The organism is Sphingobacterium sp. 2149, assembly GCF_031455655.1.
In the GTDB taxonomy this organism is placed as follows: Bacteria; Bacteroidota; Bacteroidia; order Sphingobacteriales; family Sphingobacteriaceae; genus Sphingobacterium.
Window position 1 is genome coordinate 460,589 of the sequence record NZ_JAVDTD010000001.1, and the last position, 13,567, is coordinate 474,155.

11 protein-coding genes are annotated in these 13,567 nt (G+C 42.2%); 10 read left to right on the forward strand and 1 reads right to left on the reverse strand.

Annotation, left to right across the window (positions count from 1 at the left end; genetic code table 11):
• The first annotated feature begins 49 nt into the window (after positions 1-49).
• From J2X77_RS01840 to J2X77_RS01885, 10 genes are all read left to right on the forward strand, one after another.
• On the forward strand, positions 50-988 hold the full coding sequence (locus J2X77_RS01840) for a hypothetical protein (RefSeq protein WP_209579774.1): 939 nt from the start codon (positions 50-52) through the stop codon (positions 986-988).
• A 481-nt stretch (positions 989-1,469) separates the two neighbouring features.
• Complete coding sequence (locus J2X77_RS01845) at positions 1,470-1,997, forward strand: hypothetical protein (RefSeq protein ID WP_209579776.1); 528 nt, start codon at positions 1,470-1,472, stop codon at positions 1,995-1,997.
• Positions 1,998-2,000: 3 nt separating this feature from the next.
• Positions 2,001-2,495 (forward strand): type VI secretion system TssO, encoded by a 495-nt coding sequence (gene tssO, locus J2X77_RS01850; RefSeq protein WP_209579778.1) that lies wholly within the window; start codon positions 2,001-2,003, stop codon positions 2,493-2,495.
• A gap of 45 nt (positions 2,496-2,540) precedes the next feature.
• Positions 2,541-3,497: a PKD domain-containing protein gene (locus J2X77_RS01855; protein WP_293936184.1), complete on the forward strand. Its 957-nt coding sequence runs from the start codon at positions 2,541-2,543 to the stop codon at positions 3,495-3,497.
• Between the two features lie 13 nt (positions 3,498-3,510).
• Positions 3,511-5,904, forward strand: a complete 2,394-nt coding sequence (gene tssR, locus J2X77_RS01860) for a type VI secretion system protein TssR domain-containing protein (RefSeq protein ID WP_209579781.1) — start codon at positions 3,511-3,513, stop codon at positions 5,902-5,904.
• Positions 5,904-8,411, forward strand: coding sequence for an ATP-dependent Clp protease ATP-binding subunit (locus J2X77_RS01865; protein ID WP_209579784.1), 2,508 nt, complete (start codon positions 5,904-5,906; stop codon positions 8,409-8,411). Before tssR ends, J2X77_RS01865 begins: the two co-directional genes overlap by 1 nt.
• Before the next feature lie 120 nt (positions 8,412-8,531).
• Entirely contained in the window at positions 8,532-8,978 is a 447-nt protein-coding gene (locus tag J2X77_RS01870; protein WP_209579786.1) for a hypothetical protein, read from the forward strand.
• A gap of 5 nt (positions 8,979-8,983) precedes the next feature.
• Positions 8,984-10,369, forward strand: a complete 1,386-nt coding sequence (locus tag J2X77_RS01875) for a DUF5458 family protein (protein WP_209579788.1) — start codon at positions 8,984-8,986, stop codon at positions 10,367-10,369.
• A gap of 10 nt (positions 10,370-10,379) precedes the next feature.
• Positions 10,380-10,811 (forward strand): GPW/gp25 family protein, encoded by a 432-nt coding sequence (locus J2X77_RS01880; RefSeq protein WP_209579790.1) that lies wholly within the window; start codon positions 10,380-10,382, stop codon positions 10,809-10,811.
• A 14-nt stretch (positions 10,812-10,825) separates the two neighbouring features.
• Complete coding sequence (locus J2X77_RS01885) at positions 10,826-12,685, forward strand: type VI secretion system baseplate subunit TssF (RefSeq protein WP_209579792.1); 1,860 nt, start codon at positions 10,826-10,828, stop codon at positions 12,683-12,685.
• 82 nt (positions 12,686-12,767) lie between these two features.
• Here J2X77_RS01885 and J2X77_RS01890 read toward each other — a convergent pair whose 3' ends face one another.
• Positions 12,768-13,505, reverse strand: coding sequence for a hypothetical protein (locus J2X77_RS01890; protein ID WP_209579794.1), 738 nt, complete (start codon positions 13,503-13,505; stop codon positions 12,768-12,770).
• Between the last annotated feature and the right edge of the window lie 62 nt (positions 13,506-13,567).

Sequence of the window (13,567 nt, forward strand, 5' to 3'; positions counted from 1 at the left end):
TTTATTATTAGCGGTTTCAATTGTATCATGTCAAAATAATATTAACAGAATGAATAATCCTCCTATTACTAGCACCGTTGGAAAAACAGTTAATGCAGCAAATGCAGTAGAGTCTCAATTGAAGTTCGTAAAACGTTATGCAAAGGAACCGTTGTATTATATTTACATCGATCACGAGCAGTGTTTTTTCGAGATCCTTGTGAATGATATCCCCGCATTTCAATATTTTCAGGATGGTGGTATTATGTCGCCCATAACTTTGAATAATTATATAGCTAAATCCGGAAAACAGAAAATAACTTATCGTCTTTACCCGCAGACGGAACGTGAACATGGCGAAGGGTTTCAAGAATTGACACCGTTTACCCGATTTAATTTGACACTTTTCTCGAGAGATAATATGGATACAGTTGCTGGTTTCGATCATCAAGTTCAGTTACTAGAACATGCTAATTTAAAAAAAGAAGATGGTAAGACCTTTATAGGAGCAGGTTTACCGTACTATGAGTATACAGTTACTTTCGACGCTTCAGTACCGTATGAAGTCCCTGCGCTAGCTAACGCAACGGATTTAAGCAAATTACCGAAAGATGTGCTTGAAGAGAAAACACTTGAAGCTTATAACTATTTTAGGGATTTGATAGCAAATAAAAATAAAGATGTATATAGTGCACTAGTTTTTAATAGTGATGTGAGGCAGATTGTAAGCTTATATCAGGATGAAAATGATGTCCGTGAAGGTGGGAATGAAGATATGTTTTATTTTGACAATCCTACTTTTAAAGTCGAGCCTATAAAGGATTTTACCTTAAAACTTTATGGAGATGGGAAGCTCGTTTGCCTGGAGCATAGTTCTTTGGACTTACGCCTCCGGGGTGGTTCTGCAATTTGGGGTAAGTATAAAGGAGATACAGGTGGTACCTTTGCGCGTTTTTTAAGCCTGTATTTATACATCCCTAAAGGAAAAGACTCATTTGAAATTTGGTAAAGAAAAATATTTAGCCGTAACCCTTTTAAAACACTTTACTAAAGAGGCAATGAAAACTATTAAGGCAGTTAATACGTTATCTAATTAATATAGACTTAATATTGAATTAAGAGGAATTGCCGGTCAGAGAGTTATAAAGATAACTGATAGCAAATGTAAAATCTTATTATAAATAGATTGTTGAAAATGAGTGTTTTATTGCGTATTTTTTCCATTATCTCATATAGAATGCGTACAGCGTCACGCTTGATGAAACGGAAAGTAAACCCTAGCACTATCACGATAAGCCGATTAAACCCAATAGTTTAAGGATTTGTGGCCTGTTTTTTGCTTTTTATGATCAGGGGTAATTTAACTATCGTGCTAGTTTGAATATCCCTGTGGAAAGAATAGTCTTGTCATTAAGGTTACCTTATCCTCGTATAGTTTTATTAATTATCCAAATTGTGAAGTAATGTGATTTTAGAATAAATTGTGATCTATGAAGCCTATAAACCAAAAAGAGATAAATGCGGCATACCGCAAATTTATCATTTCATTCACCTTTCTACTACTGATAGCATTATCCAGCTTATTCCTCTATTTAAAAGCTTCTGAAAAAGAATACGTGATCTTAAAAGAGCAATATGAAGAAGTGGAAAATTTAATGAACGCCCGCACGGATATCAATAGACAATTTGCGCAGATCAATCAATATTTCAAAGATATTGGGCAAGGCGATGCCGATATGTCTGCGGTAGCACGAAAGCGGGTGCTCCAGAATGAAATTGCAAAAGGGTCGGGACATATCGGAAGGGTCATCGATGGGCTGAAAGTGGATAGCAGTAGGGCAAGTTTAAAGCTTTATCGCAGATTGAATAAGGATATCCTATTGGTATCGCGCCTACAGGATTCTTTATTTTCCACTAAAAACGTAATTGAAAGCAAACGAATGCAGCTTCAGAGTTGTATTACCATGAATAATCAAATTAACAAAGTTGTAAACCAAGGTTCTATAGTAGGGAGATAAGGTATGATTAAACTAAGCTTAGTCGAACGACGTGAACATTTTTTGCTGCTGCTGGCCGCATTTGTATTGGCAATGACATTATTGGGGTACGTTTTATTTTACAGCGACGGTCCGCGATTTGCCATCTCTAAAGAAGATCTTGCCCTGCGTATACGTGACGATCAAAAGTTTGAGGAATCGGCTAATTTGGCTTTGAAATATGTTGATAGCGCTTCGGCGCAGATCAAAAGATTTGATCCGACCGTACAGGCCGTTTTTATTGAAAATGATATTAAAAAGACCTTCTCGGACATTAATGCTTTATACGCACAAAATAGCTTCGATAGTCGATATAGTATTTTTGCGCAAGGTGCATTGTTTTACGAGAATTATTACGTCGACAGGCGGGAGTTGAAAGGTAATCTCAATGATATTGAGCGCATTTCCAAAAACCTCGACGACTGCATTGTGAACCGGAAACAATTGCAGCAAACGATCAATATGATGAATTCACGCTAATTGCAAATTTTGAAAATCATTTTTTAATTAATCAATTGTAACTAAATGGATAGGAATTTTATCGAAGAGGGCGACGAACGGAATGTCTCAAAAAGCAACCCTCGTATTTACTTGTTTATCATTATCTTTTTGGTCGTCGCTCTTTTAGCAGGGTTGATTTATTTTTTCAAGGTCTATACGCGATCGGAAGAGAAGATTAGCGCCAAAATTAATAAAACTGAAATCTACCTAAATGAAGATCTGATTTATGCCGACAACACCAATGGCGCTAAAAAATGGCTTTGGGAATTTGGAAACGGCGATAAGTCGACAAAACAGCAAGGTACTTACCGCTTTAATAAGGTTGGGTCTTATGTGGTCAGACTCACCGTGAATGAGAATCTGCGTGAACAGTTCTTCGTTTCTGTGAAAGACAGTGTGGTCCATTCGATAGCACAGGATACCACATTGTTTATCAGCGGTTCTACAAACGGTATCGTGCTCGAAGAGATCCGTTTGGAAGCAAATGGCCCTGGTGAAATATTCGAATGGTGGTTTGGTGAAACCGGAAAGGTGGATGCAATCGGTAAATCGGCTTTATATACCTATACGAAGCCCGGTGTTTATCAGGTGCGGCTGCGCTCGGATAAAAGTTCAAAATTTGCTACACACAACATCCGTATTGTTGACCCGGCAGCAGACATTAATCAGCTGGTCACGCCGGGCAAAGGAGCGCAGGATGCCTTAAACGATCTGAAAGAAAAAATTCAGGATATCGCTAATGGAGCCGATTTTAACTCAAAATATAGTTACATCTTATCGAAATACCTCTGTGGGGACGAAAAAGTGAAAGTGAACGTCGAAATGGATGGTAAGAAAAAACAGATGGATATTTACGCGTATCTCATGGGACTTACTTTTTCAAAAGGGGTTACCATCAATGAAGTCACAGTGGAAAGCGCTTCGACGCCAAACGCCACAAAAGAATGTCCTACTTTAATTAAAGTTAAACAATCAAAATAAAGCCAAGCGCTGTATGAACTTAGTTAACTCTTTTCGGTTTTGTACCTTATGCCTGGGCCTGCTGTGGAGTGCCCTTAGCGCAAATGACCTCCTCGCACAGTCTGCGACCTCATTTGGCGGATCTGTGGTGGGACTGCCTATTCCATACCTCGAACCTAATGCTTCGACATCGACCAAAGAATCTTTCGATAAGTCTAACCTCCCTTGGATTGTTTTTTCGGATAGAAATGATAATCATACCAGCACTTCGCCGGGTGGTACGCTCATGATGGAAAAACTTTCGTTTATGCAGCCTTTTTATGTGTCGGAAGAAAAGGACGGCTATCTTAAACTCCTGCGGTTTAGCGATAATATGGTACGCGGCCTTAAGCTGAAAGATAAAAAACGTGTGGAAAGTGTGGGTTGGATAGCAAAGGATAAGTTGTTGCTTTGGCAGCGTTCTTTTGTCGATGTAGCAACCCGATTCCCCAATAAAGCGCTAACCATTATCAATGATGTAGAGCCTTTACTGAATGGACAGTATTATTTCGATAAAAAAGATTCTATTTTTGTTTTTGACGGACCTGATCTTAAAAATGGGAAATCTAAGGTGGCCCTGCATAATTACGTGTATATCTTCAAGAAGTCGGATGACGGCAAGCAGTTTCTGATTGGATCGACGGATCAGTTTGTTCCGCGTGAGGCAGCAAAATATATCAAAGGCTGGGTGTCAGCATCGGTCGTACAAAATTGGGGTCATCGCCTGTATTTTGCGCCCTATACATTTGAATCACCGCAGGCCGATACCGTGGTGGCAAAGATCAATAAAAATCGTATCGATGGATTCGAACCTTTTATGGTGGACCCATTGATAGATACAGCGAATATCACCATGCTCGGTTTGCCTGTGCGTACCGTTGATGATTCGGGCATCGCTACGCATTATGCGGTTGATGTGTTCAATAAATCGAATAATAAGGTGCTCACCATTAATGGGGCTGAACTGACTTATCCTGGATTGATCAACCTGATCAAAAACAGGTCGAAAGTCAATATTATTTTTGTAATCGATGGTGGAAACGCGATGCGTAACCATTTTGCCAGTCTTACCAATACCATTCAGGGGTTTGAAAATAGTGTCGAACAGGTCTTTAATAAGCAAAATGTAAAATACGGAAGTGTGGTGTTCCGCAACCCATCGTCATGTGGTGGACGAAGCGCCTCGTTGGAGCTGACCGATGATTTTCGCAAGCTGGTAGGATTTTTACGTGACCAATCCAAAATAACCAGTGAATGTGATCGTGGAAATGCGGAGCAGCCCCTTTTTGAGGGGATCGCACAGGCCACTAACTTGGTTAAGGATGTGGCGCAACAAACAAATCTTTTCGTGATTGTTGGTGCTACAGGTAATTTGGGTGGTGCAAACAACAGTCAACTGTCTTCAATAGCACGCCGTGTAGCCGATGTAGAGGGTCGAATGGTGATCTTACAAGCTTACAATAGCACACCAACAACGTTTAACGATTTTATTGTTCAATCTCGAAAGCTGGTCTCCAGTGAAGCCTATTATGCGGCTGAAAGGCGAAAATTTCAATTGGTACGTGGAGAAGCTTTCGGTAATCAGTCTTATGATTTTAACTTGACAGATTCGATTTCCTACTACCTTGATTTTCCGAAAAATAGCCTTATTCAGGGTGGCGTGGTGTTCCCTACAAGAGGTTCGGCATTAAATAATAAAAGTTTCAATGTAGCATTCTATCGTTTTATGGACGAAACCCGGCAGGATATACGCTCGCATATCCATAGCTTAGATAGTGCTTTTAGACTGACAGGTATTGAAAATGCTAATGTTAATCCGACCGTGGCCAAATTATTAGGAGGAAAATTCAATAGGGATGTGGGTGAAGGGATGCCGCACAATGCATTCAAATTTGCGTCTACCCTGAAATTCAGTCCGGATTTACAATATCAGCTTACCAAAGGGCTCGATTTTGATTTGATCCTGAACGCAGGCGAGTTCAACGAATTCAGCAGTATGCTGTCGGTTATGAGTGGAGATAACTTAGTGAAGGATGACAATTCTTTCCGTAAAAAACTATATGATAACTATATCGACGAATATAAGAAAAAATGGCCAATGTATTCTGCCCGTGATGTAGACAAATGGACATTAGGAAAGTACTTCTCCGTGATGTTGGGAATTCCGTTGCTCCACAATACATTTACCGACATGAAAGTGGAAGCATTAAAGAACAAGAAGGAGATGTCGCTACCGTCATTCGAAGAGTATATCGTCTATTTACAGAAGGTGATGTCCATGACGCGTACTTATGCTCAAAATCAAGGTAAATTTTTCTCCAACGGCGAGCAATATTACCGGGTACGTGGCAGCTTTTTTAATATGAACACCATTCAAACGGCAAATTAATGACGATTAGTAATTTTAGTGAATCTGTAAAATTAGCAATTCATATTGCACAGGCCTTGGCGGAAGAATACCATCAAAACAAGTTCGGCCCAGCGCATCTGTTAAAAGCTTTAATGCACAAAGATGTCGGCTTAAGACAATTTGTACAATCGATTGACAAAGACGACCAGTACATCTCCGAATGGGCCGAAGTGCGTATGGACGAACTGGAGCGATCCAGCAACGTGCCACCTGCCGAGGAAATCAGAGGGAATGAAGCAGTGGTGCGGTTATTGGACGAAGCCGACCTGGTGCGCATTAAACTGGGACTAGATCTTATCACACCTATATGTGCATTGGCCGCCATCTCCAAAGCGGGTATTGCGTTTGATGTCAATCAGTTGAAATCTTTTCCGATCAAAGAAAAGGAGATATATGATCTATATATTGATCAAAATCAGCTAACACAGGCGGTATCGGGTGCTGCTGGAAGCAGTAGCACGCAGAGCGGCGAGCCAAGCGGCTTGCATAATGCGTTGCATCAGTATTGTATCGATCGTCTGCAGCTGGTGCGCGAAGGGAAATCGGATCCGATTGTGGGTCGCGATCGCGAGATACGCATGATGCTCGAAATCCTCTGCCGACGCAACAAACCCAACGTAATTATTGCTGGGGAAGCAGGCGTGGGTAAAACAGCGCTTGTGGACGGCTTTGCCATCGATATCGTAAATGGCCATGTGCCGGAACAGCTCAAGGCAGCACAACTTTTTGAACTTGATCTTGGTGCCCTCATCGCAGGGGCAAGTTACAAGGGTGAAATAGAAGACCGACTGAAGAGAATTATCGCAGAAATTAAGCGATTCGATAAGGCTATCTTATTTATTGATGAAATACATACGCTTTTAGATAGCAAGGGACCCATCGGTTCTGGGGCGGGAAATTTGCTGAAACCTGAATTGGCCCGTGGTGAGATTACCGTAATCGGAGCCACCACGCTAGAAGAGTATCGAAAGATTATTGAACCCGAACAGGCCTTCAGTAGACGTTTTGAATTGCTGCAAATTGCCGAGCCAACGGAAGAGAAAGCCATTAAAATGATTGAAAAGGTGTTGGATAGGTACGAACAGCACCATGAATTGAAGGTAGATAGCGCCGCACTTCCCGTAACAGTCTCGCTAGCAAAAAGATACTTAAAGGACCGTCATCTGCCTGATTCGGCATTTGATCTTATGGACCGCAGTATGGCGGCACTAAAGCTTGCGAAAAGTGGTTCGCTCAGCATCCTTGAGCAGATAGACGAAGAATTTCAGCATCTCAGAACTGAACTGCAACAGAAAAGTGAGCGGGAGCAGTTTGATGCATATAAGTGGCTTACAGATGCGCTGTTTAATAGGTTGAGCCCCATTCTCTTGGGAATGTTAAATGAAGAGGAACGTTATGAAGACTTGGAGTCTGCTCAACACTATGCTGACTTTCTTGTACACATTATACCACAGTTGAAAATGCATGCGCAACAGTTGTCCGATACGCTCAGCAAGCAGGATATTGTTGCGGTGATGGCGCATAAAACTGGAATTCCGATGGGAAAACTACAGGCCGGAGAAAAAGAAAAGCTGTTGCAGATTGAAAGTTACCTACAGAAGCGTGTCGTAGGGCAAGATCAGGCTATCAAAGCAGTGTCGGAGGCCATACTGGAGTCGAGAAGTGGTTTGAATAAAAAAGGCCAGCCCATTGGCTCTTTCTTCCTTTTGGGACCTACAGGTACCGGGAAAACAGAACTTGCAAAATCCATAGCCGAGTTTCTGTTCAATGATGAGAAAGCAATGATCCGCTTTGATATGTCGGAATTTAAGGAGGAACATAGTGCGGCATTGCTCTATGGAGCTCCGCCGGGTTATGTAGGGTATGAGGAAGGTGGACTGCTGGTCAACAAAATCAGACAGCAACCTTATTCGGTTTTGCTTTTTGACGAAATCGAAAAAGCACATCCTTCCGTGTTTGATACATTCTTACAGATCCTGGACGAAGGCATGATGCACGACCGCTTAGGAAAAGCTGGTGATTTTAGCAATTCCCTGATTTTATTTACCTCTAACATTGGGAGTGAGTGGATTGCTGGACAAATCGATGCGGGTAAAGGCTTCCCAACGCATAATCAGTTGATGGAAATCATGACCGCCCATTTTAGGCCTGAGTTTTTGGCGCGTATTGCTGAAATTGTGCCTTTCGCGCCAATATCTAAAGATAATGTCGTTAAGATCTTTGATATTCAACTCCAACAACTCATTCAGCTGCTCGACAAGCAGGGGGTTGATCTGGTCGTAACTGCCGAAGCCAAGCAAGCTATTGCGATGAAGGGCTTTACGCCCAAATACGGTGCAAGGCAGCTGGCCGCAGGTATTCGCAATGAACTGCGGCGTCCGATTTCAAAAATGCTTATTGCAGGCGAGTTGAATAAAGGGGCCATACTGACGGTCGGCTGGGATGCAAGTCAGGAGATTCTCACGTGGGAAATAAAACAGAAATAGCTGTATGTTGTTTTAATACAGTGTACTAACGCGTTTGCTGACGGTATTATGTTAATATTTTAGTATATTGTAATTAGAATAGGACAAATTAATTAGAGTATAAACTTAATTTTTAGATATATGTTTGAGTACGAAATTGGTGGAAACGAAAGGAAAGTTGAGACTTCGGAATCCATTGTGGACATCTCGTTCAATAAAACGATGTTTATTCAGAAATTGACCGATAATGATCCTTTGCGTCCAGAGAAAGTAGAAGGACTAAAGAAAGTGGAGGATGTATTTGCGCATTTCAAGCCGAGTGTGGGCGTATCCTTTGAGGATGAAGACGGTAGCAGCGTTCATGAAGAGCTGAAATTTCAAAATCTGGGGGATTTTTCAGCAAAGAATCTAACGATGCAAAGTGATTTTTTGTCTAATCTAAGTGTTCAAAAAGATCTTTCTGCAAGTGTGATTAAACAGCTGAAATCGAATAAAACTTTGAAATCTGCCATTGAAAATGCCGAAACAAAGGCTGCATTCATCAATGTGCTGAAAAATTTTATCGCTGAATTAGAAGCTAATAAATAGGACCTATGGCAAATACACAAGAAGAAAAAGCGGCACAAGCGGGTAGCGCTGCCGGATATAAAGAGGTAAAGGATCGTTCAGCTACCGAAAGCTTGCAAGAAAGTTTGGATAAGCTGGTGCGTGTGGGGGGCTTTGATCTATTGGAAGCGTCGGTGGATGGTATCCAAAATTTAAATCCGGAACGTAAAGCACGCAAGCAGATTTTTTTGAGCGATGACCAAAAAAAGAAGGAACGTGAACAACTTAAAAAGAAGATGGAACTTTGGGTAGATCTTTTGGAAAATTCGGATTCCGTTGCTTCTATGGTAGATAAAAGCGCTGAAAAGCTGAAGGTAGCCGAAGAGACATTGAACCACAATTTGGGAACGGCTTTGGAAGCAACCCGTGAGCTGGAGCAGGCTTATCGCTCTGTCCACCTGTTCTATAAGAACACAGAAGCTGATAAAGTGGACAACGTGGTCCTCATGAATGCCAGTATGGACCAGCTGACAGACCTGGACAACCCGCGTTTTATCGAATATGTGTCTGAAGAGTTCAAACAGAATTATGATAGGCTCGACCTTCGCGACAACTATTCGCTATTGGTGTTGCCAGGCTATCTAGGATCCAACAAGGTATTGGATCGCTGGGCGAAAATTGCCAATGCGAATAAAGCGATGCTCGTTACCGATTTTGCAGATCTCGAACAGCCGGATGACGTGATTGACCTCTTCACATCTGGTAATTACACCAGCGCGGAAGCGTATAAATCCAACGTCATCATGACGACCAACTGGTTGATTGGACGGGAGAAAAATACCACTGTAGGCGAGGAGGAAGATCTTACTGTACCGGGCTCTGCCGCCCTGGCGGGAAAAATGTATTATACATTGATGTCGCAGGTAACCGCAGGAAAGAAACACGGTACAATCAATGAGGTTGATGGGGTAAAGTTTGACCTTAAGAAAAGTGAAATTTCGCATCTCGAGCGTATTGGATTGGTTCCAATGGTGAATGAATATGGAAAGGTGATGGCATTCTCCGCCAAAACGTTATTTAATGGTGATAATATTGGCTTGCAGACTTACTCTGTGGTGCGTGTATTTGATTATGTGACCAAAGTCCTCTTTGATTTTCTGAACCGCAGAGCGTTTGAAAACTGGACGACCAAGACGGAAAAAGATTTGCGTGCGCAGATTGTAAAGTTTTTGGACAGTATTCAAGGGCCAGATAGACTGATTGAGCGCTTTAAAATCATGCGATTTGAACGCGATGATCAGCAAAAAGATAAAATTCATCTTGATATCCATATTACTCCATTCTTTCCAGCCAAAAGTTTTATGGTCAAATTGGATGGCTACAAAGGGGAAGATGAAAGCACGACATGGGCCAGTGAGTACAATCAGCAATAAATGAGTTTATATGGAATTTTACCTGGATAAACCCTTACAGTTAAACCTCCCTGTGGAGAATCACCGGTTGAAAGAGTCGGATCTGGGTAAATCCATTTCAAACTATCTGGAGCTGATCATATTTACTCGAAAGGGAGAGCACCGCTTTAACGCCGATTTTGGATGTGCCATTTGGGACCTGGATTTTGAATTGATCGTCAGCGAGAGTCTATGGGAAGAAAAGTTTAGAAAATCACTGCTCGATTCCATTACGCGTTATGAGTGGCGCATCGCACAGGTGGTGGTCAAGGTTAATATTTCTGAAGTGGAAACATTCTTTCCCAAGCGGAAGGTCGCGGAGATCAAAAAGAAAGTAATGATTTATGTGGAGGGTAAGATGGTGGAGACTGGGGAGCGCTATGCATTCAGTACTTCATTATTTTTAAGTCCATTAGCTAAGTAGTGAGCAAAGAGCAGATGAACGATATTTTTTACTCCAGTAAGGAAGAGATTCGCAATAGGATCATTAAGAAGGCCCAGGAGCTTTGGGGAATCCAAAAGGTCTTTGACTTTGATCCGGTGGTCCTTTTATTGATGGAAGTGCTGAGCAGTGAGATCTTTCAGGTGTCGAATGATGTGCGCGATTTTGAGAATCGGATCTTTGATAAGATCGGTCGTCTCTTGGCACCGGACTATCTGGTAGCGCCACTGCCAGCTCATGCGATCTTGCTGTACCAACCAATTGAAGATGAGGTGCGTATAAGCCCTTACCTGCATATGAACATGAAGAAAAAAATTGTTTCTGTCGGCGCTTCAAAAGAGGAAAAAATGGTGGAAATGAATTTTTCCAGTTTGGAAGAAGTGCATCTATTTCATGGAAAGATCCGTTATATGGCTACCCCCAGGCAGCTGTTTGAAATACAGCCCAATGTAAAACGTTCGCTAGGAAAATCGCTGCATATCAATACTGGGCATTCTGTCTTTCTGGGTATAAAATGTTTGGAGTACGACCGTAGGAAATCCTTTGCGGGTTTAAATTTCTATTTCGACTGGGGCAATTATCAGGTCAACCGGGAGATCTACAAAGTTCTAAACCTTGGAAAATGGCACCTGAATGGAATTCCCATAAAACACCATCAAAATAGGTTTTTAAAGCGCTCGGATCGCTTAGTGGACGAACTGTTTGACCGTAAAAATTACCTCTTTAACTTAAGCCAGGACATAGAGGGCTATTATCAGCAGCATTTTCTGACCTTGGACGATGAGCCGGATGCGGCTTGTTTTGGGAAAACTAGTTCGCTACCGGAGGAAATTGTAGCGCATTTTGAACAGCAGATGACGGATCGCCTCGAGCAGGATCTGGATTGGATTCGTATTGACATGCCGACTTCCATGCCGGTGCAGCTGCTTGATGAACTACATGTACAAATAAATGCATTTCCTGTTGTCAATAAGCGCTTGGTCGAAGGTAAGCATCGGGTGAAAGCCCTTAAAAACATTGTTGGTATCGAAACCGCGCAGCTTGAACAACTACTGACGGTGGAAGAGGTATTGGATCAGGAGGGGGAAAAATATAGTGAAGTGCCTTACAACAGATCCGGTGTACACGCCGAAGCAGGCTTTTACACCGTGCGACAGGGTGGAGTCGAAAGACTTGATAATCGTACTGCCAAAGATTTGCTGGATTACCTGTTTGAACTGATACGGGATGAGAAGGCTGCTTTTTTGTCTTATAATGCTGATTTCTTGAATGCTATATTGCGTGAGTTGGACAAAAACTTAGCTATGATACAGCAAAAGGGAAAGGCCTTACAACTCCGAAAAAATGATTTCAAGCAGTACATTGTAATGAATCCAAAAAATGATGGCGACCTCCTTTTTACGAAGATGTGGATGACCCAAGCAGAGCTAGCGAACGGCATTGCTGTCGGTACGCCTTTGCAGATCCAGCTGGGTGCGGTAAAAAATTATGAACAGCTTGTCTTTCTTACCACAAGTAGAGGCGGACGTTCGCGTCTCAACCGAAGGGATAGTTTGCAAGCTTTTAAATACAATGTGACCACCGGAGATCGCATCGTTAGTAAGAATGATATTATCAATTTCATTAAACTGGAACTCGGACAGGTGGTTAAACGTATTGAAATTAAGTCTGGAGTAATGATGGATGCCGATCCAAGAAAAGGGTTTCAGAAAACCACTGATATCTACGTGGAGCCTGATGGAAGCTTTGATCTGGAAGACTCCGAGTGGAATGAGTTATTGGAACAGGTGATGAGTAAGCTACAGGTGCGCAGCAGCATGGAAGTGCACTATCGTCTGCTACTGAAGACGCTATAAGTTGTTGTATAGCAAGTAGGCTGGTCTGTCGCGTATACTACTATTAAGTAGACTACAGATATGTGGACTAGAGTGAAGTAGACTACAGGTATGAGGTGTGTCCCAATACAGTGGGGTTGTTACCCTGCTCATCGCTTAAATAGCTATGTTTCACCTCTGGAAGAAGGTCATAGCGCAAGTGTCGGTTTAGATGAGCCGGGAAAAGGTTGTCCAGCACCAGATGAATGATATATTCGTCTTTGGCGTTGGGGAGATAGTTCTTTAAAAGTTGGGGATAGGACGGTCCTATCGTGATGTTAAGATAGCTCTCATTGCGTTCAAAGTTCATCGTGGTCAAACTGTCGACTCCGAGCTGGCAATAGCCCAATGTACTGGGTGGAAGCCCGATTTCTTGCCAGTCGATTTTGCGGTCATGTGTTGCACGATGGATTTCAATGGGAATGTTGAGCAGGTTGCGCAACAGTTGTTGGGCATAAGCGATATCGTTTTTGTAGTTGTGGATTTCAGGAATAAAGTGCATCCAGATAACACGTTGGCGGGGGCTCAGGCGGTGTAGTTCGGGAAAATTGGAGAGCAGTAGGTTGCTCATATCCTGATAAGTTGTTTGCATATCAAGACGGCTTTCATATTGATCCAGTTGCGTCCGTAAATAGAACAATTCGTTTTCAAATGGGGCGAAAAACTTACGGGCATTTTGCTCCTGGCGACGCTTGTTTCTAACATCTTGGATCATAACATCTTCGTCAAGAATTTCACTGCCAGCATGTAGGGTATGAAAGAGGCCTTCGGGGAGCATATCATAAAAGCCCTCACGGTTCATATGGATGCGTACAAATTCTTCATTGCTCGTCTCGGAGATATAAGGGTTGACAGATTGAATTT

Excerpts from the sequence above, each read along its gene's own strand:
- J2X77_RS01840 (WP_209579774.1), top strand. The coding sequence starts at position 50 with ATGAATAATCCTCCTATTACTAGCACCGTTGGAAAAACAGTTAATGCA.
- J2X77_RS01845 (WP_209579776.1), top strand. The coding sequence starts at position 1,470 with ATGAAGCCTATAAACCAAAAAGAGATAAATGCGGCATACCGCAAATTT.
- tssO (WP_209579778.1), top strand. The coding sequence starts at position 2,001 with ATGATTAAACTAAGCTTAGTCGAACGACGTGAACATTTTTTGCTGCTG.
- J2X77_RS01855 (WP_293936184.1), top strand. The coding sequence starts at position 2,541 with ATGGATAGGAATTTTATCGAAGAGGGCGACGAACGGAATGTCTCAAAA.
- tssR (WP_209579781.1), top strand. The coding sequence starts at position 3,511 with ATGAACTTAGTTAACTCTTTTCGGTTTTGTACCTTATGCCTGGGCCTG.
- J2X77_RS01865 (WP_209579784.1), top strand. The coding sequence starts at position 5,904 with ATGACGATTAGTAATTTTAGTGAATCTGTAAAATTAGCAATTCATATT.
- J2X77_RS01870 (WP_209579786.1), top strand. The coding sequence starts at position 8,532 with ATGTTTGAGTACGAAATTGGTGGAAACGAAAGGAAAGTTGAGACTTCG.
- J2X77_RS01875 (WP_209579788.1), top strand. The coding sequence starts at position 8,984 with ATGGCAAATACACAAGAAGAAAAAGCGGCACAAGCGGGTAGCGCTGCC.
- J2X77_RS01880 (WP_209579790.1), top strand. The coding sequence starts at position 10,380 with ATGGAATTTTACCTGGATAAACCCTTACAGTTAAACCTCCCTGTGGAG.
- J2X77_RS01885 (WP_209579792.1), top strand. The coding sequence starts at position 10,826 with ATGAACGATATTTTTTACTCCAGTAAGGAAGAGATTCGCAATAGGATC.
- J2X77_RS01890 (WP_209579794.1), bottom strand. The coding sequence starts at position 13,505 with ATGAACCGTGAGGGCTTTTATGATATGCTCCCCGAAGGCCTCTTTCAT.